Raw genomic sequence first — 26,994 nt, forward strand, 5'->3', positions numbered from 1 at the left:
AAGAATGAATAAGCCGGATATTTCTGTTATTATACTTACCTATAATGAAGAAATTCATATTCGCCGTTGTCTGGAAAATATAAGGGAACTGGCAAAGGATATCTTCATAATAGATTCTTATTCAACTGACCGCACGCTGGAGATAGCGCAGGAATATGGCGCCGTGATATTACAGAATAAATGGGAGAACAATCATGCCAAGCAACTGAATTGGGCATTGGAGCATGCTCCGGTTCGTACGGATTGGGTTCTCCGGCTAGATGCCGATGAATATTTGCTGCCGGAATTGATCGATGAATTATTAGAAAAAGTATCTTTTTTACCGGCAGATGTATCCGGTATCGTTTTTAAACGGAGACATTATTTTCTGGGGAAATGGATGAAGCGGGGTATTTATCCCGTGCATTTACTTCGCATGTTCCGTTATGGTAAAGCCGTTTGTGAACAAAGGCTGATGGACGAACATATTCAGTTACTGGAAGGAAGGCTTGTGAATTTTGACTATGATTTTGTCGATCACAATCTGAATAATCTTTCCTGGTTCTGTAATAAACATGTGAATTATGCTGTCCGTGAAGCAGCTGAATTGCTGGATACGGAACTGAACTTGTGGCATGAATTACAGCCAGAAGAAGAGAAACAACTCGTAGCCCAGGCTATGCATAAAAGAAAAATAAAGGATCGTTATGTACGTATGCCTCTTTTTTGGCGTGCCTTTCTTTATTTCTGTTACCGGTATTTCATAAAGGGTGGATGGCTGGATGGAAAGGAAGGTTTTTTGTGGCATTTCCTGCAAGGCTGGTGGTACAGAACCTTGGTCGATGCTAAAGTTTTTGAGATCAAACAGGCTTGCGGTACAAACCGGGAGATGATTAGAAAATATCTGGGAGATACCTATAATTGTAGATATTGATTAACTTCCTCCTCAGGAAACGAAATCTCCTAAGGAGGAAGTTGAAATAACTTTATGGAACGGAAGGGCTTATCTTGTCTCCTTCAACGCATCTTCCAAGCTGATGCCTAAAGCATCGGCAACACCTTTACCATAAGCCGGATCGGCCTTGTAACAGTTGCGTACGTGACGTTGCTGGATGAACAATTCGGCTCCACCGATCTGACGGGCGGTGTTCTCGAACAATACCTGCTGTTCGTCGGCCGGCATCAGACGGAACAAAGCTCCCGGCTGGCTGTAATAATCGTCGTCGTATTCGCGTTCGTTATAGTTGTAGATATCACCGTTGGCTTTCAAAGGCGGTTCTTTCTTTTCGGGAGAGTCCTGCCATTCGCCGTAGCTGTTGGGTTCGTATCCTTTTGCAGCACCGTAGTTGCCGTCTACACGCATGGCGCCGTCGCGGTGATAAGCATGGAAAGGACAGCGGGGTTTGTTTACCGGTATCTGTTCGGAGTTAACGCCCAGGCGGTAACGTTGTGCATCCCCATAGGAGAACAGGCGACCCTGAAGCATTTTATCAGGAGAGAAGCCGATACCTTCTATCGTATTGATCGGGTTGAAGGCTGCCTGCTCTACATCTGCGAAATAGTTTTCCGGGTTACGGTTCAGTTCGAGAATACCCACGTCGTGAAGCGGGAAGTCGCCGTGCGGCCATACTTTGGTCAGGTCGAACGGATTGATACGGTAGTTCTCCGCCTGTTCTTCCGTCATCAGCTGGATCTGGAATTTCCATTTCGGGAAATCACCTTTTTCGATGCTTTCAAACAAGTCGCGCTGATGCGATTCGCGGTCTTTTGCTATGATCGCTTCCGCTTCCTGGTCTGTCAGGTTCTTGATTCCCTGCAAGGTACGCAGATGGAATTTCACCCAGATACGTTCGTTGTTGGCATTGATAAAGCTGTAGGTATGACTACCGAAGCCGTGCATGTGACGATAAGAAGCAGGGATACCACGGGAGCTCATTGTAATAGTTACCTGATGCAATGCTTCCGGCAGTAATGTCCAGAAATCCCAGTTATTGTTTGCACTGCGCATGTTTGTTTTCGGATCTCTTTTGACGGCATGGTTAAGGTCGGGGAATTTCAGCGGATCACGCAGGAAGAATACCGGCGTATTGTTTCCTACCAAATCCCAGTTACCTTCTTCTGTGTAAAACTTCATGGCAAAGCCACGGATATCACGTTCGGCATCAGCTGCTCCACGTTCGCCCGCTACTGTAGAGAAGCGGACAAAGCAATCTGTCTTCTTACCGATTTCACTGAAGATCACTGCTTTTGTGTACTTTGTGATGTCGTGTGTAACGGTAAAAGTACCGAATGCACCGGAACCTTTGGCATGCATACGTCTTTCGGGGATCACTTCGCGGTCGAAGTGGGCTAGTTTCTCAAGAAACCAGGGATCTTGTAACAATACTTGTCCGCGGGGACCAACCGTCTGAATGTTCTGATTGTCTGCAACGGGACGGCCATTTGCAGCTGTTAGCTTTTTGTTTTCCATAAATAATAATTTTTATCTGTATACAGTCGACAACATTTTACCCTTCAATACTTATGTAACCGGATTTATACAGCATTTGTTTTTAATTTATTCAACAAATGTAAAATGTTTTTAAGCAGTTGTCAAATAGGTAATTTTGATGTGGCAATAGGTGGGGTTTATGATCCGGAAGAAATGAATAACGGTTGCTCTGATCAGTTCAGGCAACCGTTATTTTTTTGAATACAATATATCCTGATCTTTTGTCAGGGTTTTGTTACGTTTTTATTGGGAGAAGCCTTATCCAGCCATTTTTCCTGTATGGTTTGCATCCATTCATAGAAGCTGGGGATAAAGATTGTCGCAAAGATCGTATTGACAGCCATACCGAATACAACGGCGGCACCGAGTGATACGCGGCTGGCTGCTCCGGCTCCTGTTGCAAACAGCAAAGGCATAACACCGAGCACGAAGGCAAACGAAGTCATCAGGATCGGACGCAGGCGGACATGCCCGGCTTCAAGGGCTGCTTCACGGATCGGATTGCCGGCCGCACGGTAGTCGCGGGCAAACTCGACGATCAGGATACCGTTCTTTGCAGACAGGGCGATCAGCAGGATGATACCGATCTGCGTATAGACACTGACCGGTACGCCCATCACAAAGCAACCGAAGATAGCCCCCAGCAGGGCGATCGGCAATCCCATGATGGCTGCCAGTGGGCTCGTCCAGCTCTCGTATTGTGCGGAGAGAACCAGGAAAGCTACCAGCAGGGCCATTCCGAATATCAGCATCGTTGTCGAGCCCTCTTTGGTTTCCTGGTACGCAACGGAAGTCCATTCGTATCCGAAATTATCCCCCAACTGTTCCTGTATCAGTTCTTCCATCGCCTTGATGGCTTCTCCTGAACTGTATTCCGGATTGGCGATACAGGTGATAGAGGCGGATGAATACATATTATAAAGGTTGATCTGGTCGAGTCCCAATTGTTGTTCGGCCTGGGTAAAGGCGGAGAAAGGAACCATTTTGCCGGAAGTGTTCTCCAGACTCAACCGCATCACATCGTCGATTACCTTCTGTGCCTGGTCGCTCGCTTCTATCTTGACTTGGTAGATACGGCCGAATTCCACGAAGTCGTTCACGTAAGCCGCCCCCATGTAATAGCTGAGGGTTGAAAAGACGTCGCTCAGTTGCAATCCCAGTAGCTGCACTTTGTCGCGGTCGATATTCAGCTTGTACTGCGGAACGTTGGCCTGGTACATACTCGACAGGCTAAGTAGTTGAGGTTTGCTGTGGTAATGTTCCAGTAAGGTCTGGATAGCCTGTTGCATTTCGGTAGGGCCGAGGTTCTTCCGGTCTTCCAGCTGAAGTTGTAACCCGCCGGAAGCACCCAGGCCGGGGATGGCCGGGGGAACCAATGCGAACACCTGCGCTTCCTGTATACCGTAGGCTTCCCGGTTGAAACGGGTCACTACATCTTCTGCCGTGTGTCCTTTGCCTTTCCTTTCTTTCCAGTTCTTCAGCACGACAAAATAGGTGGCTGCATTCGACAGTTCGCCGCCGCCCATCACCGAGAAACCGTTTATACCCATATAGGTTTTCACTTCCGGATAACCATCCAGTATCCGGTTGATCTTCTCACTGACTGCTTCCGTACGAGGCAGGCTGGCGGCCGGTGGCAATTGGGTGGAGACAATGAAATAACCATCGTCTTCTTCCGGAATGAAAGTGGAAGGCCAGCGCATGAACAGGATGGCCGCAGCTCCGGAAACGATCAGAAAGACAATCAACGTGACCCACTGATGCTTTAACATGCGGTCGACGATATCGTCATAGACTTTCTGCGTCTTATCATATACTTTATTGAATACCTTGAAGACGACGAACTTCGGATCATTAGTCGTCCGGAGAAACAGGGCACAGAGTGCCGGTGTCAGCGTCAGCGAGTTGATACCGCTCAATACGGTTGCCGCTGCTATTGTCAGGGCGAACTGTTTGTAAAGCTGTCCGGAGATACCGCCTATAAAGGTAGTCGGGATGAATACGGCCAGCAGAACCAGTACGACGCCGATCACCGGCCCGACCAATTCGCCCATCGCCTTTGTCACCGCTTCGCGTGCCGTATATTTCCCCGTATCCATATACCGCGACGAGTTCTCGACGACTATGATCGCATCGTCTACCACAATGGCAATCGCCAGGATCAGTCCGAATAAAGTCAATGTGTTGACGGAGAAACCCAATGCCCCCATAACAGCCAGTGTCCCTATCAGGGATACGGGAATACTGAGACAGGGGATAATGACCGCCCGGAAGTTCTGAAGGAAAAGGAAGATCACCAGCACGACCAAGGCCGTCGTTTCAAGGAAGGTTACCAGCACCTCGTCGATAGAAGCATTGATCACCTCCGTGGTATCGAGCGTGACGCCGTATTCAACGCCGTCGGGCAGGGTAGAGGCTATCTCCTCCATCTTATTACGTACCGCTTTCGATACTTCCAGCGAGTTGGAACCCGGCAGCTGATAGATTGCGATAGCCGCCGCTTGCTGCCCTTTCAGCCGGGAAGTCACATTATAGGAAGAACTACCCAGTTCGATGCGTGCCACATCTTTCAGGCGGAGTATTTTCCCTCCGCTTTCCGTACGGAGAATGATATTTCCGAACTCCTCCGGTGTTGTCAGACGACCTTTGACCGTCAGAGTATATTGATACGGATTATCCGCTTTGGCGATCGGCTGGCCGACATACCCGGCAGAGACCTGCCTGTTTTGGGTGGAGATGGCCTGGAGAACCGCGTCGGGCGTCAGGTTACGGATACGCATCACTTCCGGATCGAGCCAGACGCGCATACTGTAATTACCGGCTCCCATGACGTTGACCGATCCTACGCCCGGCAAGCGTGCTAGCTGGTCGGTCAGGTTCAGGCTGGCATAGTTACTTAGGTAAAGCCCGTCGTAGAGCGAGTCTTTCGACGTTAGCGAAAGTAGCATGACGATGTTGGACGATTGTTTTTTAGTCGTGATCCCCTGTACGATCACGGCTTCGGGCAGACTGCTTTGTGCAATACTGACACGGTTCTGTACCATGACAGTCGCCATGTCGATATCCGTTCCTACGGCAAAGGTGATTGTCAGCGAATAAACGCCGGAGCTGGACGAGTTGGAGCTCATATAAAGCATCCCGTCCACACCGTTTACCTGTTGCTCGATCGGCAAACCGACGGTTTGTGAAACCGTCTGCGCATCAGCCCCCGGATAAACAGCCGACACTTGTACGGTAGGCGGCGTGATATCCGGATATTGGGCGATGGGCAATATATTGAGTGTGACCAATCCCGCCACCACGATGATCAGGGCAAGGACGGTAGCGAAGATCGGCCTGTTAATGAAGAATTTTACCATAACGTTCTTATTTTATAGGCTTAATAGTCATTCCGTCGCGCACTTTCAATAAGGCGGTGGTGACGTAACGTTCGTTGGGAGCGAGCCCGCTGACGATCTGGCGAAGGGTATCGCCGACCAACTGTCCGGGTTCGATATGACGGTACCGTACGATGTTGGAATCGTTGACGATATACAGGAACTTACCCAGCTGGTCGGTTCCGATGGAAGCGTCGCGCACCAGGATAGCATCTTTCTTTTCGCTGTACGGAAGGGTGATGGTGACGTATAGCCCGCTTTTCAGTTCTCCGTGCGGGTTATCCAGGTTGGCGCGTACATTCAGCGTCCCGGTGGAGAGGTCGACGTTAGGGGAAAAATAATCCAGCCGGCCTGTATAGTTCTGCCGTCCGCTTTCTCCCAGATGTACGGAGACGGTCTCCGGCAGTTTCACGGTTGAGTCGTTTTGAGCGGCTGTGATCATCATCTTCATGAACTGGTTGTCTTCGATGTTGAAGTTGGCGTACATTAAATCATCCTTATATAAGGTAGCCAGCGTGACGGGTTGCACACTTCCGTTGATGTAATTGCCGATGTCGTAGCTGGCACGAGTTATTTTCCCGTCGAACGGGGCGCGGATGTAACAGTAGCTCAGGTTGGTTCGGGCCGTGTTCAGTTCGGCCTCGGCATTTCGTACGGAAGCTTCCATTTCGCTGGTGGTCGATTGAGCCTGTAAGACCTGTATCTGGCTGACAGCTCCGCTTTTGGCGGCTTCTTTCATCCGTTCGTAATTGCTGCGGGCATAATCCAGTTGTGCCTGGGCTGTTTTGAGTGCAGCTTCGGCTTGCGTTACATTATCCTTATAAGTATCCGGTTCGATTACGAAGATGAGGTCGCCTTTCCTGACTTTGCTGCCTGCTTTGAGGTGCGAAGTCTGAAGATAGCCGTTTACACGGGCAACGAGGTTGACCATCAGTTCCGAACTTAGATAGCCCGGATAATCTTTCGTCAATGTGATATCTTTTACCTCCGGCGTTGCTACGCTGATGGAAGGCGCAGGCGTTTCGGCCGGCTGCTTTTTCCCTTTACACGAGGCCAGCAGAAGGGTGGCCAGGGCGATCAGGGCGAATTTAATTGTTGTATTCATATTGTCATTTTTTAGTTTAATAGGTTATGCTGTGCCACTACGGGTGCACAACTGTGCCATAGTAGTCGCACTTTTGTGCACTCGTAGTGGCACATTTGTGCAGTAGGCAGTGCACAGTTTGTCACTCCTCACTCCAGCCGCCACCGAGTGCCTGATACAGCTTGATCAGATAAAGCAAAGAACTTCCTTTGGCTTGCGTAAGCTGATTTTCGTACGATAGCAAGGAGCGTTGTGCATCCAGTACGTTCTGGAACGGTGTCAGTCCCTGTTTATAAAGGTCGAGCGAGAGGTCGAGGGTTTGCTGTCCCTGGTTGACCACTTCGCGAAGGGCGACGATCTGTTTGATCGAGTTCTTGTAAGCGCTCATCGCATTGTCCACTTCCTGTACCGAGGTCAGGACGGTCTGGTTGAACTGGCGGACTGTTTCGTCCAGTTGCGCTTTGGCGAGCCGGGTGGCCTGCGCCAGTTTACCGCCCTGAAAGAAGTTCCAGGAGATAGCCGGGGCGATCTCGTACGTCAGGCTGTTGTGATTGGCTATCTTGTCGATGTCGTGGGAAGCAAACCCGATCGAACCTTTGACAAAGACCTGCGGCCACCAATCGGATTTGGAAGCACCCAGGCTGGCCGCCTGTGCGTTTACCTGGCGTTCGGCGGAACGGATATCCGGACGACGGAGCAGCAGGTTGGCGGGAATGCCGATCCCCACCGTTTCGATATAATCCGGTAGCGGGCGGGGTGCATCCATCAGGTATTTCACATCCTGGGGATATAATCCCATCAAGATAGCCAGCGAGTTGGTGTATTGGATAATGCCGGCTTCCAATGAGGGTAACGAAGCTTTGGTACTGTAGTAAACCGATTGCGCCTGTGCCACATCCAGCTTGGAGACGAGTCCGGTTTCATACCGTTTCTTCGTGATCTCTACAACGGCTTGTTGCGAAAGGCAGTTTTGCGTCACCACCTGCATTTCCTGTTGCATCTCCCGCAGGTTGATATAAGCGGTAGCCACTTGTGCGCACAGGGAAACCATGACGGCGTTGTATTCTTCTTTCGAGGCTGCAAAGTTTTCCTTCTGTGCCTTCACCCGGTTGCGTATACTGCCGAACACGTCTATTTCCCAGCTCATGGAGAGGGCGGCGTCGGCGTATTGCGTCGTTGTTTGTGGCAGGCTGCTGGTGTTGCCGCTCGTCTGTTGGCGGTTCCATCCGGCCGAGAGTCCGAAGGTAGGCGCGTAGCTGCCTTGTTCGCTGCGCAGGTTGGCTTTCGCCATCGCGATACGATCGGCAGCCATCTGCACAGAATAGTTCTGCTTCACGGCTACATCGATCAGGGAGTCCAGTACCGGATCGTTAAAGTTTCTCCACCAGTTATCTTCAACGGGGAGAGTCTGTTGGAAATTGCTGTCGGTTTCCTGCCACGCTTCCGGCAATGCGTGATCGAGGTACTTATGCTCCGTCTGTCCAAATAGCGTCAGTGGAAAGAGCAGGCAGAGCATAGTATAACACCATGTACTTATGTGCATAATTTACTTGTTTAGATTTAGCCATTAAAGAACAGTCGGAAAGGTGAATTGTTCTCCATTTAAAGATTTATCTTTGCGAATTAAGAAAAACAATAATAAGGAAATATGGCTAAAAATAAGAAAGAGGAATATAAGGAACAAAACCTGCTGTTCCTGGAAGAAACGGCCTCACAGGAAGGAGTTTCAAAGCTGCCGTGTGGCGTATTATATAAGGTATTGGAGCGGGGAACGGGTACTGTTTCGCCCCAACTGAGCAGTGTTGTCACTGTCCATTACCGCGGTACGTTGATCAATGGACGCGAATTCGATAACTCCTGGAAACGCAGCTGCCCCGAGGCTTTCCGCCTGAACCAGGTGATAGAAGGCTGGCAACAAGCGCTTCAGCAAATGCATGTAGGGGATAAATGGATCGTATATATTCCGTATACCCTGGGATATGGCAACCGTCCGTCGGGGCCTATCCCGGCATTCTCGACACTGGTCTTTGAGGTGGAGTTATTGGGGATTGCTTAGTTGGTGCAAAATAAAAAGAAAGCCGGAACAATGATCTTTGCTTATCATGTTCCGGCTTTCTTTATTATTGTTTAAGGGGAAATTATTCTCCCTTGTCGATCTGTTCCTGTACGATGGCATCTACAACGGCAACGGTTGTCAGGTTGACAATGTCGCGGGTAGAGCTTTCCACGTCGGTGAAGTGGATCGGTTTGTTCAATCCCATTTGGATCGGGCCGATCGTTTCGGTGATGCCCAGGTTGTCCAGTAATTTGTAGGCACTGTTAGCCGAGCTTAAGTTGGGGAATACCAGTACGTTGACATCTTTTCCTTTCAGTTTGTTGAATGGATACATGTCATCACGCAGCTTCTTGTCGAGTGCGAAGTTTACCTGCATTTCTCCGTCGATCACGATCTCCGGATGGTTCTTGTGCAGATAATCGATCGCATCGTGTACTTTCAGCGGACTGCCTTGCTTATCGGAACCGAAGTTTGAGTAAGACAACATCGCTATCACCGGATCATGTGCGAAGAACTTCACGGCATCGTGTGTAAGACGGGCGATGTCGATCAACACTTCCGTAGATGGATGACGGTTGATCAGCGTATCGGAAATGAAGAAAGTACCTTTCTTGCAACTCATAATGTTCATCGCACCGAAATGCTTGTATGTCGGACGGATACCGATAATTTCTTCCGCCAGCTTCGTTACTTCCGAGTAACGGCTGTAAACACCTGTCACAAACGCATCTGCATCGCCTGTTGCCACCATCATCATACCGAAGGCGTTGCGGCCTACCATCTTTTCGCGTGCTTCCGAGAAAGTGACCCCTTCGCGTGCCCTCTTTTCGGAAAGGATGCGGGCATAACGGTCGCGACGTTCTTCTTCACGGTCGTGACGCAGGTTGACGATCTCGATACCTTCGAGGCTCAGGTTTTCTTCTGCGGCGAGTTTCTCCAGACGTTCTTCGTTACCCAGCAGGATCGGGTAGCAGATACCTTCGGCTTTCGCTTCAACGGCAGCTTTCAGCATGTTCACATGGTTGGCTTCGGCAAATACCACCCGTTTCGGATTGGCCTTTGCCATGTCGGTGAAGGAGCGGAGCAGCTTATTGTCGTAGCCCATCATTTCACGCAGATGGTTGGCATAACCGTCCCAGTCGGTGATCGTCTTGCGGGAAACACCCGACTCGATCGCAGCTTTGGCCACTGCCACAGATACACGTGTCAGCAAACGTGGGTCGAGGGCTTTCGGCAGGATATAATCGCGTCCGAAAGTAGTGCGTTTCAACTTGTATGCGGCATTGACCACATCGGGCACCGGCTCTTTGGCCAGTTCGGCGATGGCATGTACGGCAGCCAGCTTCATTTCTTCATTGATGGCCTTGGCATGTGTATCCAATGCACCGCGGAAGATATAGGGGAAACCTAATACGTTATTGATCTGGTTCGGATAATCCGAGCGTCCGGTCGCAAAGATGATGTCCTCGCGGGAAGCCATTGCATTCGCAAAAGAGATTTCCGGGTTCGGGTTTGCCAGGGCGAAAACGATCGGGTTCTCGTTCATGGTGCGAACCATTTCCTGTGTCAGCACGTCGGCAACGGATAATCCCAGGAATACATCTGTTCCGACAACAGCTTCTTCCAGTGTCTTTATATCTCTTGTTGTAGCGAATTCTTTCTTCGACTCGTTCAGGTCGGTACGGCTGGTGGAGATCACTCCCTTACTGTCGCACATGATAATGTTTTCCTTGCGGGCTCCCAGCATCACATATAACTTGGTACAGGAGATGGAAGCGGCACCGGCGCCGTTCACAACGATTTTTACCTCTTCGATTTTCTTGCCGGCTATTTCAAGCGCATTGATCAGACCTGCTGCGGAGATGATAGCTGTACCGTGCTGGTCGTCATGCATGACCGGGATATCGAGTTCAGCCTTCAGGCGTTGTTCGATCTCGAAACATTCCGGTGCTTTGATATCTTCCAGGTTGATACCGCCGAAGGTAGGCGCGATCGCTTTTACCGTTTCGATAAATTTCTCCGGGTTCTTCTGGTCTACTTCAATGTCGAACACATCGATTCCTGCGAATATCTTAAACAACAGGCCTTTTCCTTCCATAACCGGTTTACCGGCCAACGCTCCGATATTACCAAGACCCAGAACAGCCGTACCATTGGAGATAACGGCGACCAGATTGCCTTTCGATGTATATTTATAGGCATCAAGCGGATTCTTTTCTATTTCAAGGCAAGGCTCAGCAACTCCGGGAGAGTAAGCCAGCGATAAATCTGTTTGAGTACTATAAGGTTTAGTTGGTATTACTTCAATTTTTCCGGGCTTGCCTTCGGAGTGATACCGAAGTGCTTCCTCTTTTGTTATCTTTGCCATAGACTTATATGTTAGTAGATTTTTGTATGTGTTTTAAAATCGCCTACAAAAGTAACAAATTATTAGATATATGATGCCGACTGCTTACAAATAGTTGGTGTTAAATTGGGTTTCCTGCTGTTGGACTGCAAACTTTTTGCTAATACTCCGCTTTGTAAATATCAAACTTTTACAGTTCTGCTATCAATCGTCTTAATTCTTGATCAGAGATAGTTGATTGTTCTGATTTGTCATAAATGGTAAGTAACGTAATCCGTTTATCTTCCACACTTGCTATTGCAGTATAGGTGATAACTCGTGCTCCACCGCTTTTGCCTTTACCTTTAGCTGTTATGCTCATCCGTACTTTACGCAATCCATTACCTAAATCGATACCTATATCCGGATTCTCTTTTAGTTCTTCTTCCAGTTTCTTTAAATCTGAAATCAGTGTACGATGTTTTTTAGCTAGCAGTTTTGCCTTTCTGATAAAAACCTTACTAGGTACAATGGTTATATTCATGCTTAATCCTCCAATTCGGCGTAAAGATCCTCCATTGTGCTCATACTAACTTTATTTTTTTCTGCATCTTTCACTTCCTGAAGAGCCTCTCTTAATTCGCTTTTCAACTTACTTTTGGCTTCTTCCGCCTGCGATTGTTTTCGTATTTTGCCTAATACTCGCTTCACTTCGTCCAGTACGTGCCAATTATCGGTGGTCAGTATTTCGCGTGCCAGTTCGGCTTTGTAGGCTTCGAGTTCCATTGTTGTCATGCTGTTCTCCTTTCTTCTTTAGAATTCCGAAAGCAAAGGTAATAAAAATATTGGAACGTGGGGGATGCGGAGTAGCGAAAGAGCTAAGCAGCAAATTCAACTATTCACCATATTCTTCTCATAAAACTCCAATGCACAAAGATGGTTTGCTACCGTATCGATTCCGGTTTGTCCGGCTTGCCAGCTGTAGACCGAGTCGATAAAGCGATCGGTGAGGCGGATCGCTTCGGTCATATTCAGTTCGGCCATCCAGTGTTTGAGGTCATCCAGTTTCTGGAGAGTGACCGGTTGGATATTGCGCAATCCGGAAAAGGCGATGTCGGAAAGCAGGAGTTCCAGTTCGGAAAGTAGGTCTTTTAGTATCATCGTATGCAGCTTTGATGGATTAGAAATAGAAATTATCGACTCCGGAAGCGGTAATCAGGCTGACGGGGATCAAGGTGTCCGGCCGTTTCAGGCAGACCATATACCGTTGCTTTACTTCGGCATACCGTCCGCCCAGCTGTTCGAGTTTGCGGATGGCGTTCCGGTTGAGTTCGCTGTATGCCAGGGAACCTTTGGCTTCAACCTGTTCATTTATCGCGGTAAAGTAAAGTTTCTGTTCGGACGGATCGAAATAGACTTCCGACAGATGGGTGAACGGAACCAAAGCCAATTGCTCCGGTTGTTTCTTACGGAAATAATCGTACCGTTCTTCCGGTCGCAGGGTCGGATCCGACAATTCGGGGATCGCGAGTAATGCGTCCAGTCCGCTGATCGTTACTTTATTTTCTATCTCGCACTGTGTCTGGGTAGAGGAGGAGAGACGCTGCTGCCTGTTGAGTTTGAAGTTACGCAGAACCAATGTTGAAGAGGATAAACGCGCCAGTGAAGCACTGTTATTCCAGAAACTCTGCATTTCCAGTTGCCTGTTCAGGTTTTCGGGCGTGACTAAAGACTGTGTATGTTCGTAATAGTCGGCCATACTGGATGTCAACGTGCAGATGCTCTGTTTTTCGTGATAAAAGAAGTAGGCCGTAATACCGAAATAGCCCGAACGGGTTTGCCACGGGTAGGCCCCCAGGCCGGTGAAATGGCCGACCGGAGTCGTATAGTAATCCGACCGGGTTCCTTCGATCAGCCGGCTGAGCATCTCATTGTTTTGCGTGTTCCGTAAGATCAGCGTGATCGTGTTGTGCAACCGCGATAAGGTGGCAAAGGTGGTCAAAGGCTGGAAACCGACGTGTTTGACCAGCATGTTCTCTATGTCGGACGACAGCGAGCGGAACAATCGTGCCAGGTTACCGATCCCGCATGTCTCCAGCCGGATGGAATACTGGATAGCTGTTTCCGCTTCATTCTCCCCGCAGCTGATCAGGCCTTTCTCCAATATCCCGATGATGAAACGGGAAGCTCCCTTCAATACGTTCAGCGTATCTTCCGTCAGTAAAGACAGCTCCGGTTGGCTACCGTCAGTGTCGGAAGATAATGTCCCCTGCAAGCTCAGGTACGACAGGATAGCGATCAGTTTATGTTTGCACAGGCCGCTTTCGCCGCATTTGCAGACGGCACGGTTCAGGCTGTCCTCTTTGGGGAAGTAGACGGTGATGCTTTCGGTGTTGATCGTCGCTTCGAGTATATCGCCTTCTGTGAAATCGGCCGTCCAGCCGTCCTGGATAAGACGCAAGGTGTCTTCAAACAACTTCTTGCCGGCTTGTTTGCGGAGTTGTGCCAGGTCGACGTTCTTCAACTCTTTCCAGGCTTCGGACGACGGTGGTTCCGGTGTCGTATCGGGTGAGACATCCTCACTGCCGGCAGGTGCGGTCTCGCTTTCGGACGATGCGCAACCGGCAGCAACGAGTATGCCCATCAGGATATGCTTACATACCGTTTTGGAAGGACAGCTGCATGTGCTTTGGGCGACATTCGGATCGAGGCTGACGGTTATTTCGTCCAACCGGATCTGCAACCGGCCGTCAGTAACGGTTAACTCGACCTGTCCGGTCGTTTCCAGATCTTTCAGGGCACGTTTATATAATCCTTTGTTTGCCAGCGTCACCAGAAAGGCTTCGTTGGCAAAGGGGATGAACTGTCCGGCGGATGCGTGGCATCCGTTTCCGTTTATGATATAATCTTTCCTATCCATTCGGCTAATTCTTCAGGGGTTATGGCGGCTACATCGGCACCCATGCCGGCAATGCTGCGGGCAGCACGGACATCATAACAGGGAGTGCCGGAGTAGTCGAGGGCAGGCAATACGAACAGTCGGCTTCCCGCTTCAATAATGTCGCGGCAGGAGCGGAACATATAACTGTAATTGTTCCCGTCGTACAGGTCGCTGACCAGCACAACAATTGTTTTCTGGGGGGCGGTTATCAGTCTCTTGCCATATTCCAACGCCTTGTGAATATCGGTTCCTCCTCCCAGCTGTACTTTCATCAGGATGCCGACCGGGTCGTCGAGATGCTCGCTCAGGTCGACTACCGATGTATCGAATATCGCCAGCTTGACCGAGAGGAACGGCATTTTGGCAAAGATGGATGCCATAACCGCCGTATAGATCACCGAGTCGAGCATACTACCGCTTTCGTCTACCAGGATTACGATGTGCCAGGGATTGTAGCGGCGTACGTTCTGATTGAAATACAGGCGGTCGGGGATGATCGTGCCATGTTCCGGGCTGTAATTCTTCAGGTTCTTTTCTATGGTTTGCTTAAAGTCGAAGTTCCTGAATATCTTGTAAGAGGAATTGGTGTGCGGCAGTTTCTTTCCGTAGAAGGCTTTCCGTACGTTTATCTCCAGTTTCTTTTGTATCTCTTTGATTACTTCCTCGACGATCGAGTAAGCCAGTTTCCGGACATGCTCCGGCATCATATTGCGGAAGGTCAGGATATTCTTCAGTAAACCGATATTCGGTTCCAGTTGGCTCAGGACAGACTCGTCGGTCAGGAGTTGGGTCAGGTTGTATTTATCCAGTGCCTGCTTCTGCATGATCTCGACTGTCTTTTTAGGGAACAGTTTCTTTACTTTCTTCAGCCATCCCGGGACGGTCAGCATGGAACCGCCACGTCCGGCCCGGTTCGGGAAATCGTTGCGTATTCCCTGCTCATCGGTGTATTCCCGGTTGTAGAGGAAATAAAGCGTGTTGTCCAACTCTCCGCTTTCCGGATCGAGGGGAAGGCTGTTTTCGGCGAAGTCGCCCAGGATGAGCCGCCAGCGGTTTACTATTTCGGGGTTGTCCATTATACGATCCTCCATGTTTTAAGTGCTTCGGCCGCCAGCGTATCGAGACGCATGGCTTCAGCAATTTCCTGTTGCGAGACAGTGATACTTCCCGTCAACCGGGCTTCCGATACCTGGTGATACTCCGCCACCTGTTGTCCCAGGCGGCTGATCTCCGCCGGAAGAAATCCGGTAAAGGCATATCGCAGGTTCGGCAGGATGGTCAGGAAAGTTTCTTGGTCGGCATTGGCTATGACCCGGTCTATCACTTCCAGGATACGCGGGTCGGCGAACAATACGTCGCGGGCAATCAGGAACAGTCCGCAGATAAAAGAAGCAGCCTGTTCCGGATGGGTGATGCTGCTTTCCAGGTAAGCGGCTATCTGTTGGCAGAACGCTGTCTGTTCCGTCCGCCCTTCCTTATACTGAATGGCAAGGCATAGCCCGAACAGGCGGCTGTTGCTGAAACTGTCGTTTAACACCTTCTCTACGGCAGACAGGAAAGCTTCGGTGTCGAACCACTGTTTCTCATCCATCGCAAAACTGTAAAGGTTGCGCATCTGTTCGCAAATCTCCTGTTCTTCCTCCTCCGTCGTGCTTTTCAGGAGCGGGATCAATACGACAGCCCCTTTAAAAGCGAGCCGTGCCAGTTCGGGGATAACCGGGTGGATCTCTCCATCCATCAGTTGTTGCATGTTGGCGAGATACAGTAGGCTGTTGATCAGTTTGCAAAGGCTGGTGAAATTACCTTCGCTCTCCACCACCAGCCGGGTATGGTCTTCGTACTGGAGATAAAAGCCTTCTATCCCCATCACTTGTACGGATAGCAACAGCTTGCCCAATTCTTCGGCCGTCATACTGTCTTTGAAGTTCTTTTCGATCAGCGAATTACACACCTGCGACAAGGTCGCCCCGTAGACAGACAGGTCGATAAGGCGTGTTTCAACGCCTGTGCCGTAACGGCATATCCACTGCTCGCGTACCAGGTTCTTATTCTTCTGGTTCACATAATCGGGGCCCGACTGAAGGGCGGCGAAGCCTGTTTCCAGAAACTCCATCTGATGAAGGAAACGGCTTTTCCGGTAATGAGCCGGGTTCTTGATAATGTCGAGCGTCACTTCCTGCCGTTCGATCGTCGATGTTTTCAGCCGGTGAAGCGAACATAAGGCACGGAACTCCCGTACCACCGGCGGGATGCAGTCGTTATCCGCAATCTTTCCGGCACCCATACCGGAGAGGAGACGGTAAAGGAAATCGATCTCGAATGTCGAGGTGGCATTCAGGTCGCCTTTCACGAAACAGCTTCGCACGCCATCCAGCAGTTCGTATACGCCGGCGCTCTGCTTTCCCCGCAACACCGCCAGCGAACGAGCCATGTTCAGGGCATTGATCTCGTCGGGCAATGAGATTATCTGCGTTTTGCGGGCATAACGGGCTGTCTTTATGATGTATTCGAGAACGGTCGAGCCGAACGGGTCTTTCTTTTGTTTCTCCGTCTTTTCCCATACTTCCTGGTAGAAAGCCGGGAAAGGCATACCGGCGGCATACCCGCTTTTACTGTCGGCTTCCTTAAATGTATAAGGCATCAGGTAGGAAGCGATATGTTCGGGGTTGATTGTTTTAAGCGATAATTTCTTATCCGATTGCATTGCTTCCATTAATCCGGCAATGTGGAAAGCTCCGGCTACTACCAATATCTTTTTATGTAGGGGAAGCGCTTTCCGTATCTCATCCGCCATATAGGTTTCCCGCTGGCGGTCTTCTTTCAGGGAGGTTTCATTGTCGGGAGTTGCCAGCCGCATGAAGTAACCGAGGTGGAACAGGTTGCGGACGAAAGCGTCTGTCTCTGTTGTTCCGGCATTCAGCTCGAAGCGGCTTTCCCAGAACTCCGCGAAGCTGCGGCATCCGGCTTTACGGGCAATCATGGCCGTATAGGTGTTTACCTCGTATTCCTTGTTTTCATTGTAGTAGAACTGTGTCTGCGGTTCTTCCTCGACCTTGTTGGTCAGGCGCAGCGCATACGGCAGGTCGATAAAACGAACCGGTGTGTTGCAGCGTGCCCCTTCCCGGATAGCCACCAGCTCCGGCGAATACGACAGGAAAGGGTAATAGGCACGGTACTTTTCTTTCTCCTCGCTCACTTTCCCCTCTTTATCGTCGTAGCTGTAATAGATACAGAAAGGCGGAACCGACTGTTCGTCGGCAATGTAAGGAAGTAACTTTGCCGAGTCAGACGGCCCTTCGATCAGGATCAGGTCGGGACAGTATTCCCCGATCGTACGTTGCAGGTACAACGCACAGGCAGGGGAGTGGTGACGTACCGGAAAGTACACCACCTGTCCGTCGGTATTGAAGCTGGCCCGGAAGAGGCGGTCTATTTTAGCCAGGTCCGGTTGTCGTAATATTCCTTCCATCTTCCTCCTTGTCTTTCGGCTTTTAGCCGGACTACGCCGTTGAAGTAATCTTTCAGTTTGGGTAAGTCGTCTTTGTTTTCTTTCATCACGGCACCCAGCAGGTTTTGTACCAGTGAACGCATGCTCACCGTACCGTCTCCGTAATAATAGGCATCCAAGGCCGACTGGTAATAAACGGATACTGCTTCGGCGGTGCTCATCACACCCGATACTTTCTGTATCTTGGCTTTCTCGAAAGAAGTCCCGTTGCGTAATTCGTTGAAGGTGGAAGCCAGTATATCGACAACCTCTTCCTGTACAGGCATCTCCAGTCCGTTGGCGGCAAACATCCCTTCGCACTGGTCGGTGATGATACGGCTTTCGAGTGCCACACTGCGTATCGGTTCGACCGTTTCAAAGTTAAAACGGCGTTTCAGGGCGCTACTCATTTCGTTGATCCCTTTGTCGCGGGTGTTGGCGGTCGCTATCACATTAAAGCCGGAAGAGGCGAAAAGTAAACCTTCTTCCCCCAGTTCGGGGATATTCAGTACCCGGTCGCTCATGATACTGATCAGGCTGTCCTGTATCTCGAGCGGGCAACGGGTGATCTCTTCAAAGCGTGTGATGAGCCCCCGCTTCATCCCGATATAAACGGGAGAGGGGACAAGTGCTTCTTTTACCGGGCCTTTAGCCAGCAGAAGGGCGTAGTTCCAGGAATATTTGATATTGTCTTCGCTGGTGCCTGCCGTACCTTGTACCGTATTGGTACTGATGCCGCAGATCGCAGCCGACAGGAGTTCGCTCAACATGGTCTTTGCCGTACCCGGTTCGCCTACCAGCATTAATCCCCGGTTGCCGGCCAGGGTGATGATGGAACGTTCTACCAGGGCATCGTCGCCAAAGAACTTCGGAGTGATTTTGATCATCCGTCCGTCCAGCTCTATCGGTTCGCTTTGGCCGAGGATAAAGGCACGGACGGCACGGGGAGAGAGCTGCCAGTTGGCTGGCTTGGCTCCCGTATCTTGTTTGCGGAGTGCGGCAAGCTCGTCGGCATACCGCATCTCCATCAACGGTTTCTGTATTTTGTTATCCATATATTAATGTATAGGCTTGTATTTGTTTTCTGTTTAGACGGATGTTATTCCAGGTTAAAGGCCGTGATCAGTAAATCCAGGATATAGCTGATGAACCGTTCCGGGACAGAAGATATCGGCAACCGTTCCGTCTTGGGCAATTGTACGGTACTGGAGTCTTCCCCTTCTTCCAGCGGAGAGAAATACAACTCCTGCAGGAAGCAGTTGCTTTCTTCCAGTGTATAAGAAAGCTGTACCAGAACGTTCATAGACCTGTCGATGATATAAATGGTCTGGCTGTCTGTCCAGTAATTAATATCGGGGTTTGTCGTATCATATATATTACTGATAGAAACATTCCGGCCGGAATAATGGGTGATGGCATCTTCCTGCATTTGAATACTGTCTATGCGGCGTATGGGCGTACTCAGTTGAGGAATGAAAGGAACGATCTCGTAATCGTCCAGTTGCTGTTTCCATTTAGCCAATACTTCGTCGGTCAGTTCCATAGGATGTACCAGCGAGATAACGGCTTCTTCGGGAAGCGTAAATACCTCATCGTTTGCCGTTGTGAAGGAACCGTCTTCCAGGTAACGGAACGACTCCTGCAACTGCCCGTCCTTATATACTCCCCAGATAAGACCGGGCGACAGGTAGCGCATGAACGGATTATCGATAAAGGTAGCTATCCAAGCCTCTTTCGTCCAGGTGCGTCCGTTCCTCAAAGCCATCTCCATCCGTTTCCTCTGGACACGGGTTTGCCGTTTCACTATTTTCTTCATGTCGGCCATTTCCTCGCGGGCCGCTTCCGCTTTCTCCCGGTTATCACCTTTGGACTTAGAGGGGGCGGGAAGCGATTTGCTTATTTTCTTCGTTTCACTTTCTACAACTGACAGGCTGAAGTCCGGCAGCAATGTCACGTGGAAGGTACGGGTATCATAGTCCACAACCTTTTCCGACTGCCGGTTAAAGCCGAAAGACGGAATGGACTGGTCGGCCAGTTCTTCGGTGGACAGTCCTCTTTCCGTGGCAATTTGTTTGAATGCTTTCCAGGCTTCGCGTCTGTACATCGTATTGGTTCCTAGTACCATCCAATAGTTGAGCAGTTGGAGGGCGGCAGGAGTGGCCTTTATTCCGAGAACACTCAACGTATATCCTGCAAGGAGTTTACGGTTGGCATTCACCCATGATTTCAGTATAGTATGAAGCTGGTGGATCTGATGTTCCGATGCGTATATGCAATAGGGCATCAGGATCGCTCTTTTATTTGCTTCCGCACCATCGGACAGCCAGAACTGGAGAAGCGTTTCCAGGGCGGCCTGCCACTCTTTCTCTTCCAAATGAGCGGCAATCGCGTCGCAGGCGTAGAGACGTATCGGTTGAATGGCCGTCATGTATTCACTGAGAATGAACCGGATCACATGGCGTGGTACGTATTCGTCGGCGTTTGTCTCGTTGGCCCAGTGGATCATTGTGTAAGGCCTAGGTGGCACCCAGGCTATCTGCTGGGTACGGTACAGCTCGATATGCTTGCTCGAATAATCGAGGGCTGCTTTCTTGTCTTTAATTTTGATCCTTTTGGCCGAGGGACGTGTGTCATCCCAGTAACTGAACATCTGCCGTGCCCAGTTCTGCGTATCTTCGTCCAGTTCCGGAAGCAGTTTCTCCAATATCTTACGGGTTTTCTTTTCCTTGTCGAGTATGATCTTTTCGATCACCCTGCGTATCCACTTGGATTCTTCCTTCAGCAGTCCCAGCAATTGCTTATAGTCATCGAAGCCGCAATCGAAAAACAGCTTATTCAGCCAGAACAGTTTCTTTTTAAGCGGTATGTCGCTGTACAGGTAATCATACGCCGCCTGTTTGTTTTCGCTGATCAGTTCGTTGATCGGTACTGCCTCTATCGATTTAAGTAGTTGCCAGTCGGATGCGGTATGTGCTTCGCAATAGGTGTCGAACAATGCTGTTAATTCCGGTTGTTGCTTCATCATATATATTATTCTTCTTTCAATACTTCAAAAATACCCAGCACGCTGCAAAGGAAGCGGGCGGGAACACTTTCAGGGGAGAGGATCACGTTACTTTTCGGCTCGTCGTCGGTCGTTTGATCTTCTCCCATACAATACAGAACGACATCACCCAGCGTTACGTCATCGTTGTACTCCTGTCCCATATACATATATTCGAAGTTGAGCTGGGCGGCCATGTTCAGGTACTTGTCCACCAGGTGGAAACAAGTGTAGCTGCCGGCATCCCATACTTCCCCGCGAACCATGTTATGTTTCTTCGCCATACCGCTGATCTTTCCCGATTTGATGATCGAGCCGTTGTAACGGGTTATCTTGTTGCCGTTTGTATCTTTTTCTTCTAAAACAATTATAGGGGCGGTTAGTTGCGGGATCGGTTGTACAATTTCGTAATCGTCGAGTTGTTCTTTCCATCCCGAAAGGACATCTTCCGGCAGTTCGATAGGGTGGACGAGGGTGATACTGGCCTGTTCGGGCAAGGTATATTCTTCCTCATCTACGGTGTTGAACGTGCCGTCTTCCATATAACGGAACGTGCCGGTTAGCTTGTCGCCATCGTACACGCCCCATATCAGTCCGGTTGCAAAACGGTGCATGATCGGGTTCTCTACAAAGAGCTTGTTCCATGACGTTACCGTCCAGCGGCGTCCGTTCATCAAAACCTTTTCCAGCCGGTTGGTTTGCGACTGCACGGTCGCTTTGATCTGTTTCTTTAGTTCGGAGAACTCTTTCTTGGCGGCTGTCGCTTTCACCTCGTCGTCGTTGGCTCCGGGGGAGGGCATCGACTTGATCGTTTTCTGTTTCTCGTTGTCGAAGATGGAAAGCGAGAAGTCCGGCATCAGGGTAACCGTGAAGTTACGCGGGCCATAGTCGAGCACTTTTTCTCCTGCCTGGTTGAAACCCAGGGTGGGGACGATCTTATCCGACAGCTCGTCTTCCGGTATTTCCAGGGCTTTGGCGGCGAAGGTAAAGGCGGCCTTCGCTGCGTTCTTTACCTGGTTGTTGGGGAATTTGACGGAGATACCGTCTATCATCACCAGCGCCACACTTCCTCCGTTCATCGCGATCGCGTTGACAACGAAAGCGGCAATGGCTCCGCGAGAAGCTTCCGCCCAGTCTTTCAACTGCGTTTTCAGCCGGAGTATCTGTGTGTCGGAACCGTAAATACAATACGGTACCATAATCATTTTCTTCTTGGCTTCTGCTCCGTTCTCTTTCCAGAAGAGATAAATGTTTTCCATCATTTGCTGGAAGTCGGGAGCATGCAACTGCTCTACAATCTTATCGCAGGCCTTTACCTTGTAAGGCTCTTCGAGGCAGAGGTACTCGGAAAGGATATAACGGATGACTACGACAGGCGCTTTCTCCGTCATATCGGCGAAGCGGACGTCGAGAAGCATATCTTCCGGTATCCAGGCAATGTACTTCTCATTGTCTTTATCGTAATTATCGTTACAGAACTCTACCACCGTTTCTTTGGTGAAGGTAAAGTCGGCACCGAACTTCCGTTCGTTGTCCCAGCGTTTGATGATCCGTTTGGCGGCCGACAATGCGTCGCCTTTCATCTTAGGCCGTTCCGCTTCCAGTAACGGGCGGATGGTTTCTTCGTTGAGGCTGATCAGTTCTTCGGCTGTCTTGCGGAGTATCTTCGACTTATTGGAGAGTAGTCCGAGCAACGGGCTGACGTCGCTCATCTTGCAGGTACCGTAGATCATGTCGAGCCAGTTCTGTGTCTCTTCGATCGAGAGTTCGCCGCTGCTAAGGAGTGCCAGTGCGAGCGGCTGGTTGTTGGTGATATCTTCTTGCTCCAGAATACCTTGCATCCGGTTGGGATTATAGGCATAGGTTTTAAATACCAGGCTATAGGTGAACTGGCTGGCAGTATCCAGTAACAACCGGATACTCTTTTTGGGAGAATAGCCTAACCATTTTTTACGTGTCTCAAAGAAGAAATAGGTTATATATCTCGGATTATTGATTGTATTGCTTGTGCGAACCTGAGTAAGTAAGATATCGATAAACCGTTTGGACAGTTCCGACCATTCGTACAACAGCGCCAAAGCCCCGGTCAGTAAGACCGGTTTGTTTCTTCCATATCCCCAAACGAAGTCTTCACAATTCTTCAAGCGGTTCTCCCAAGTTGCTTGCGGGGTGGATTCATTCATTGCTGCCGAGATTAGGTTATCGGTATTACCTAGTGGATTTCCCAGGAGATTCAGCATGCAACGAGCCTGTAGTTCTTTGCTTGCTGCCAGCTCTTCCGTTCCCTCGCCATTCTCCAAAAGGATTGCCAGCAGATAAAGGCTGTTTGCCGCTTGCTGGATCGTTTTCGTTGCAGCCAGCATCCGGTAGACTTCCATGAACAGCTCTTTGTTCTCTTTGTACAGTGCGTGAAACATGGAAGGTGCGTCTAGATCGTTATCTTCGGTCAGGATCAGTTGATAATAAACAGCCAGTGGCGCCCCGATCGATTGCAGGAATGCCAGCATCTTATGCGGATTGAGATGGAAGAACAGTGCCCGGGCCGATATCGGATCTTTAAGCAATTGAAGCAGACGTTCTTTCAGTTCGGGGGAGAACTTATAGCTGAAATACAGGATATATATGAAGCTCGGGCCGGAATACCTGTTCGTTAAAACGGTCAGTACCGGCAGATAGCGGGCATATTTCTCCGCATCCTGTTCCAGCAACAGGATAGCCAGGTATAAAGCCAGATAGAACTCGTGCGTGTTGTTCCGCTGTTCTTCCAGTTCTTTTAGTTTGTCGGAGAGAAGCAGGTCGGCAAAAGCTTCCGAGTCGGCCGGACAATATTTCAGTAATATCTGTGCTATCTCGTACAACTCGGGGCCTTGTGCTTTGTGACGGCTTACCGACTCTTTGATCAGGTTCCTGAAATCGTGGCCGTAACCGATGCGCAGGCAGATCTCCAATTCATCTTTCATTCCCCATTTATGGATAGGGCCGTCGCGACGTATCTTCGAGATAATGACCAGCATGCGGCGTGCCAGTTCCGCATTTTCCCCGTTTAATTCATGTAGAAGCCAACCGTCATAATCGGCATATATCTTCGGGCCCGACATGACCACCTCGGGAGCTTGGTCGATCTTCTCATCCAGATATTCATATACTTTTGGGGTGAAGGTGCATTTATAGTATCCTTGCTCATAGATCCTAGTCCACTGTTCGAACATTTGTTCTTTTGTCATGGTGTCTTTCTAAAGTTTGCTTTGATTTAACGTAAAAGCAAAAGTATGAAAATTATTTGTAACTTTGCGCGTTCTCAAAGGAATATGGGTGTGAGAGAAAAGATGGTTAAATATTTAAAGTGGCTGCTACCGGTGATCTTCATCGCGTATTATAGCAGTATTACTCTATTTATCCATGTGCACATCGAACACGGCACGACGATTGTCCATTCCCACCCTTTCGGAGCTAAGTCGGGCGGTGCTTGCCACCATCATGCTTCTTTATCCGAAATTCAACTGTTCCATATACTGACCTCTATCAGTGTGGAAGATGGTGCAGTTCATGCTTACCAACTTGATTTCCAGGCAAAACAAATCGCAGAAATAGTAGAGATCCCGGTCTATCCGGATTATCTGGTTCCCGTCAGAGGGAAGCTTTCTCTTCGTGCCCCGCCTGTCTTCTGATAAAAATATCCGTTATTTCTAATCGTAAGGGTGCTTGCTGCTAATGCAAACGTCCCGTACTTTTAATTTTTCGACCTGGGTGACAAACGTTTTTGACCCAGGTGGTAAACGTTTTCGACCTAGGTAGTAAACCTTTTTGACCTGGGTCAAAAATATAAAACGTCCGGTGCTTTCAATTAGAAGGTGCCTGGCTTTGGATTAGTATACTATATATTTATCAGAACAAATCGCAATGAATAAGATTATTACACTTATACTTTGCCTGTGCTGTGCCGTTACGTCAGCATGGGCGGATGATGCCCCCAATTTGAACCCTTCGGATGCCAATATCGTAGGACATATACTGGATAAGAAAACCGGTGAGCATCTTTCTTTTATCAACGTATTCCTGAAAGGGACAACGATCGGTACGTCTACCGATGTTACCGGCCATTATTATCTGAAGAACCTGCCGGAAGGGAAGTTTACCCTGGTGATGAAGACACTGGGATTTAAGACAATAGAAAAGCCGGTTACGCTGAAGAAAGGGAAAACCCTGGAAGTGAACTTCGATGCAGAGGAAGACCTGGTGGCACTGGACGGTGTCGTGGTGTCGGCCAACCGTAACGAGACGACCCGCCGGTTGGCTCCTTCGTTGGTGAATGTGCTCGATTCGAAGACGTTTGAAACGACGCATGCTACTTCTCTGGCCGACGGTCTGAACTTCCAGCCCGGTGTACGTGTGGAGAACAATTGCCAGAACTGTGGTTTTCAGCAGGTGCGTATCAATGGTCTGGAAGGCCCTTATACGCAGATACTGGTAGACAGCCGTCCTATCTTCAGTGCCCTGACGGGTGTGTACGGACTGGAACAGATTCCGGCCAATATGATCGAGCGTGTAGAAATTATGCGCGGGGGAGGATCGGCCTTGTTCGGCTCTTCCGCAATTGCCGGGACGATCAATATTATCACCAAAGAGCCGTTGCGTAACTCGGCACAGATCGCTCATTCATTGACAATGGTCGGCGGCGAACGGGCGGATAACAATACGACTGTCAATGCTTCACTGGTGACGGACGACCATAAGGCCGGTATTTATATGTTCGGCCAGAACCGTTATCGTGGTGCTTACGACCATGATGGCGACGGGTACACGGAACTCGGCAAGCTGAATGCCCGCACGCTCGGTTTCCGTTCTTATCTGAAAACAAGTACTTACTCCAAGTTGACTTTCGAGTATCACAATATCAATGAGTACCGTCGTGGTGGCGACCTGTTGGACTTGCCGCCCCACGAAGCGAATATTGCCGAGCAGACCGAACATAATATCAACGGTGGCGGATTGAAGTTCGACCTGTTTTCGAAAGATTACAAACACCGTCTGAATGTCTATACTTCGGCGCAGCATACCAAAAGAAACAGTTATTACGGTGCCGGAAAGAACCCGAATGCCTATGGCAGTACGACGGATATGACTTTCGTTGGCGGTGCACAGTATTCGTATGAATGGGAGAAGTGTCTGTTTATGCCTGCCGAATTTACCGGGGGAGCCGAATATAATTATGATGATTTGCAGGATAAGATGTTGGGTTATCACCGTACGATCGAGCAGACGGTGCATATCGGTAGCGTCTTTCTGCAGAACGAATGGAAGAATGAGAAATGGAGTTTCCTGGTAGGTGCGCGTATGGATAAGCATAACCTGATCGATCATGCGATATTCAGTCCGCGTGCCAATGTACGTTTTAACCCGACCAGCGATATCAATCTGCGTATGTCTTATTCCAGCGGTTTCCGTGCTCCTCAGGCATTTGATGAGGATTTGCATATCACGGCTGTGGGGGGCGATGTGGCGATCATCAGCATTTCTCCTGACCTGAAGGAAGAAAATTCGCAGAGTATCAGTGCTTCGGCTGACTTTTACCGTCGCTTCGGCCCGGTGCAGACTAACTTTCTGATCGAAGGTTTCTATACCGACCTGCGTAATGTGTTCATCCTGGAAGAGATAGGGCGCGATGATGATAACAACCTGTTGATGGAACGTCGTAACGGAAAAGGTGCCCGCGTGATGGGTATCAACCTGGAAGCAAAGGCGGTTTATTCGTGGATGCAGCTACAGGCAGGTGCGACGATCCAGCGCAGTCGTTATAAAGAACCGGAAACATGGAGTGAGAATGAAAATATAGCTCCTCAGAAAAAGATGTTCCGTTCGCCGGATGTGTACGGTTACTTCACATCTTCCTTCACTCCGGTGAAACGCTTTACCGCCTCTTTGACGGGTACTTATACCGGAAGCATGCTGGTTCAGCACTTGGCCGGTTATATTCCCGAAGACAAGGAAGAAAAGACAAAGGACTTCTTTGACCTGAACGTGAAGCTGGCATACGATTTCCCTCTTTACAAGTCTGTTACTTTGCAGGTGAATGCCGGTGTGCAGAACATCTTCAACTCGTATCAGAAGGACTTTGATAAAGGGCCGGAGCGTGATGCCGGTTATATTTACGGCCCGGGTATTCCGCGCAGTTATTTCATAGGCTGTAAGATCAGTTATTAAGTTGGTTGG

General features: G+C 49.5%; 18 protein-coding genes. 4 read left to right on the plus strand and 14 right to left on the minus strand.

Annotation, left to right across the window (positions count from 1 at the left end; all coding sequences use genetic code 11):
- Positions 1 to 4 precede the first annotated feature (4 nt).
- Entirely contained in the window at positions 5 to 913 is a 909-nt protein-coding gene (locus tag HMPREF1212_RS08370; RefSeq protein ID WP_046149046.1) for a glycosyltransferase family 2 protein, read from the plus strand.
- A gap of 69 nt (positions 914 to 982) precedes the next feature.
- Here the strand turns inward: HMPREF1212_RS08370 and HMPREF1212_RS08375 are convergent, their stop codons facing one another.
- From HMPREF1212_RS08375 to HMPREF1212_RS08390, 4 genes are all read right to left on the minus strand, one after another.
- Complete coding sequence (locus tag HMPREF1212_RS08375; protein WP_046149047.1) at positions 983 to 2,449, minus strand: catalase; 1,467 nt, start codon at positions 2,447 to 2,449, stop codon at positions 983 to 985.
- Between the two features lie 245 nt (positions 2,450 to 2,694).
- Positions 2,695 to 5,829 carry an efflux RND transporter permease subunit gene (locus HMPREF1212_RS08380; RefSeq protein WP_046149048.1) on the minus strand — a complete coding sequence of 1,045 codons (3,135 nt, stop codon included), beginning with the start codon at positions 5,827 to 5,829 and terminating at the stop codon, positions 2,695 to 2,697.
- 7 nt (positions 5,830 to 5,836) lie between these two features.
- Positions 5,837 to 6,952, minus strand: coding sequence for an efflux RND transporter periplasmic adaptor subunit (locus tag HMPREF1212_RS08385; protein ID WP_028728815.1), 1,116 nt, complete (start codon positions 6,950 to 6,952; stop codon positions 5,837 to 5,839).
- Positions 6,953 to 7,073: 121 nt separating this feature from the next.
- Entirely contained in the window at positions 7,074 to 8,474 is a 1,401-nt protein-coding gene (locus HMPREF1212_RS08390) for an efflux transporter outer membrane subunit (protein WP_028728814.1), read from the minus strand.
- A gap of 105 nt (positions 8,475 to 8,579) precedes the next feature.
- On the opposite strand from HMPREF1212_RS08390, the gene HMPREF1212_RS08395 reads away from it, so the two are divergent.
- On the plus strand, positions 8,580 to 8,987 hold the full coding sequence (locus tag HMPREF1212_RS08395; RefSeq protein ID WP_028728813.1) for an FKBP-type peptidyl-prolyl cis-trans isomerase: 408 nt from the start codon (positions 8,580 to 8,582) through the stop codon (positions 8,985 to 8,987).
- An 82-nt stretch (positions 8,988 to 9,069) separates the two neighbouring features.
- On the opposite strand, the gene HMPREF1212_RS08400 is transcribed toward HMPREF1212_RS08395, so the two are convergent.
- The 10 genes from HMPREF1212_RS08400 to HMPREF1212_RS08445 all read right to left on the minus strand — a co-directional run bounded on the left by HMPREF1212_RS08400 (position 9,070) and on the right by HMPREF1212_RS08445 (position 24,008).
- Positions 9,070 to 11,355: an NADP-dependent malic enzyme gene (locus HMPREF1212_RS08400; protein ID WP_046149049.1), complete on the minus strand. Its 2,286-nt coding sequence runs from the start codon at positions 11,353 to 11,355 to the stop codon at positions 9,070 to 9,072.
- Positions 11,356 to 11,524: 169 nt separating this feature from the next.
- Positions 11,525 to 11,857 carry a type II toxin-antitoxin system RelE/ParE family toxin gene (locus tag HMPREF1212_RS08405; protein WP_028728811.1) on the minus strand — a complete coding sequence of 111 codons (333 nt, stop codon included), beginning with the start codon at positions 11,855 to 11,857 and terminating at the stop codon, positions 11,525 to 11,527.
- A gap of 2 nt (positions 11,858 to 11,859) precedes the next feature.
- Positions 11,860 to 12,108, minus strand: a complete 249-nt coding sequence (locus HMPREF1212_RS08410; RefSeq protein WP_028728810.1) for a hypothetical protein — start codon at positions 12,106 to 12,108, stop codon at positions 11,860 to 11,862.
- Between the two features lie 96 nt (positions 12,109 to 12,204).
- Positions 12,205 to 12,474, minus strand: coding sequence for a hypothetical protein (locus HMPREF1212_RS08415; protein WP_046149050.1), 270 nt, complete (start codon positions 12,472 to 12,474; stop codon positions 12,205 to 12,207).
- Between the two features lie 19 nt (positions 12,475 to 12,493).
- On the minus strand, positions 12,494 to 14,233 hold the full coding sequence (locus HMPREF1212_RS08420) for an SWIM zinc finger family protein (RefSeq protein ID WP_046149051.1): 1,740 nt from the start codon (positions 14,231 to 14,233) through the stop codon (positions 12,494 to 12,496).
- The gene (locus HMPREF1212_RS08425; RefSeq protein ID WP_046149052.1) at positions 14,209 to 15,345 is read right to left on the minus strand and encodes a VWA domain-containing protein; all 1,137 of its coding nucleotides are present in this window, start codon (positions 15,343 to 15,345) and stop codon (positions 14,209 to 14,211) included. Before HMPREF1212_RS08425 ends, HMPREF1212_RS08420 begins: the two co-directional genes overlap by 25 nt.
- Positions 15,330 to 17,723: a DUF5682 family protein gene (locus tag HMPREF1212_RS08430; RefSeq protein WP_046149053.1), complete on the minus strand. Its 2,394-nt coding sequence runs from the start codon at positions 17,721 to 17,723 to the stop codon at positions 15,330 to 15,332. The genes HMPREF1212_RS08425 and HMPREF1212_RS08430 overlap by 16 nt, the downstream gene beginning before the upstream one ends.
- Complete coding sequence (locus HMPREF1212_RS08435; protein ID WP_046149054.1) at positions 17,684 to 18,796, minus strand: ATP-binding protein; 1,113 nt, start codon at positions 18,794 to 18,796, stop codon at positions 17,684 to 17,686. The genes HMPREF1212_RS08430 and HMPREF1212_RS08435 overlap by 40 nt, the downstream gene beginning before the upstream one ends.
- A 44-nt stretch (positions 18,797 to 18,840) precedes the next feature.
- Entirely contained in the window at positions 18,841 to 20,766 is a 1,926-nt protein-coding gene (locus tag HMPREF1212_RS08440) for a DUF4132 domain-containing protein (protein ID WP_046149055.1), read from the minus strand.
- Positions 20,767 to 20,771: 5 nt separating this feature from the next.
- On the minus strand, positions 20,772 to 24,008 hold the full coding sequence (locus tag HMPREF1212_RS08445) for a DUF4132 domain-containing protein (protein WP_046149056.1): 3,237 nt from the start codon (positions 24,006 to 24,008) through the stop codon (positions 20,772 to 20,774).
- 45 nt (positions 24,009 to 24,053) lie between these two features.
- Between HMPREF1212_RS08445 and HMPREF1212_RS08450 the strand changes: the two genes are divergently transcribed.
- Both HMPREF1212_RS08450 and HMPREF1212_RS08455 read left to right on the plus strand, forming a co-directional pair.
- Entirely contained in the window at positions 24,054 to 24,452 is a 399-nt protein-coding gene (locus tag HMPREF1212_RS08450; protein ID WP_081693370.1) for a hypothetical protein, read from the plus strand.
- 232 nt (positions 24,453 to 24,684) lie between these two features.
- Positions 24,685 to 26,985: a TonB-dependent receptor gene (locus tag HMPREF1212_RS08455; protein ID WP_046149057.1), complete on the plus strand. Its 2,301-nt coding sequence runs from the start codon at positions 24,685 to 24,687 to the stop codon at positions 26,983 to 26,985.
- Positions 26,986 to 26,994: the final 9 nt, after the last annotated feature.

The sequence above is a fragment of the Parabacteroides sp. HGS0025 genome, assembly GCF_000969845.1.
GTDB lineage: Bacteria > Bacteroidota > Bacteroidia > Bacteroidales > Tannerellaceae > Parabacteroides > Parabacteroides gordonii.

What these genes read in the sequence shown, in the direction of transcription:
- HMPREF1212_RS08370 (WP_046149046.1), top strand. Translation starts at nt 5, where the DNA reads ATGAATAAGCCGGATATTTCTGTTATTATACTTACCTATAATGAAGAA.
- HMPREF1212_RS08375 (WP_046149047.1), bottom strand. Translation starts at nt 2,449, where the DNA reads ATGGAAAACAAAAAGCTAACAGCTGCAAATGGCCGTCCCGTTGCAGAC.
- HMPREF1212_RS08380 (WP_046149048.1), bottom strand. Translation starts at nt 5,829, where the DNA reads ATGGTAAAATTCTTCATTAACAGGCCGATCTTCGCTACCGTCCTTGCC.
- HMPREF1212_RS08385 (WP_028728815.1), bottom strand. Translation starts at nt 6,952, where the DNA reads ATGAATACAACAATTAAATTCGCCCTGATCGCCCTGGCCACCCTTCTG.
- HMPREF1212_RS08390 (WP_028728814.1), bottom strand. Translation starts at nt 8,474, where the DNA reads ATGCACATAAGTACATGGTGTTATACTATGCTCTGCCTGCTCTTTCCA.
- HMPREF1212_RS08395 (WP_028728813.1), top strand. Translation starts at nt 8,580, where the DNA reads ATGGCTAAAAATAAGAAAGAGGAATATAAGGAACAAAACCTGCTGTTC.
- HMPREF1212_RS08400 (WP_046149049.1), bottom strand. Translation starts at nt 11,355, where the DNA reads ATGGCAAAGATAACAAAAGAGGAAGCACTTCGGTATCACTCCGAAGGC.
- HMPREF1212_RS08405 (WP_028728811.1), bottom strand. Translation starts at nt 11,857, where the DNA reads ATGAATATAACCATTGTACCTAGTAAGGTTTTTATCAGAAAGGCAAAA.
- HMPREF1212_RS08410 (WP_028728810.1), bottom strand. Translation starts at nt 12,108, where the DNA reads ATGACAACAATGGAACTCGAAGCCTACAAAGCCGAACTGGCACGCGAA.
- HMPREF1212_RS08415 (WP_046149050.1), bottom strand. Translation starts at nt 12,474, where the DNA reads ATGATACTAAAAGACCTACTTTCCGAACTGGAACTCCTGCTTTCCGAC.
- HMPREF1212_RS08420 (WP_046149051.1), bottom strand. Translation starts at nt 14,233, where the DNA reads ATGGATAGGAAAGATTATATCATAAACGGAAACGGATGCCACGCATCC.
- HMPREF1212_RS08425 (WP_046149052.1), bottom strand. Translation starts at nt 15,345, where the DNA reads ATGGAGGATCGTATAATGGACAACCCCGAAATAGTAAACCGCTGGCGG.
- HMPREF1212_RS08430 (WP_046149053.1), bottom strand. Translation starts at nt 17,723, where the DNA reads ATGGAAGGAATATTACGACAACCGGACCTGGCTAAAATAGACCGCCTC.
- HMPREF1212_RS08435 (WP_046149054.1), bottom strand. Translation starts at nt 18,796, where the DNA reads ATGGATAACAAAATACAGAAACCGTTGATGGAGATGCGGTATGCCGAC.
- HMPREF1212_RS08440 (WP_046149055.1), bottom strand. Translation starts at nt 20,766, where the DNA reads ATGATGAAGCAACAACCGGAATTAACAGCATTGTTCGACACCTATTGC.
- HMPREF1212_RS08445 (WP_046149056.1), bottom strand. Translation starts at nt 24,008, where the DNA reads ATGACAAAAGAACAAATGTTCGAACAGTGGACTAGGATCTATGAGCAA.
- HMPREF1212_RS08450 (WP_081693370.1), top strand. Translation starts at nt 24,054, where the DNA reads ATGAAAATTATTTGTAACTTTGCGCGTTCTCAAAGGAATATGGGTGTG.
- HMPREF1212_RS08455 (WP_046149057.1), top strand. Translation starts at nt 24,685, where the DNA reads ATGAATAAGATTATTACACTTATACTTTGCCTGTGCTGTGCCGTTACG.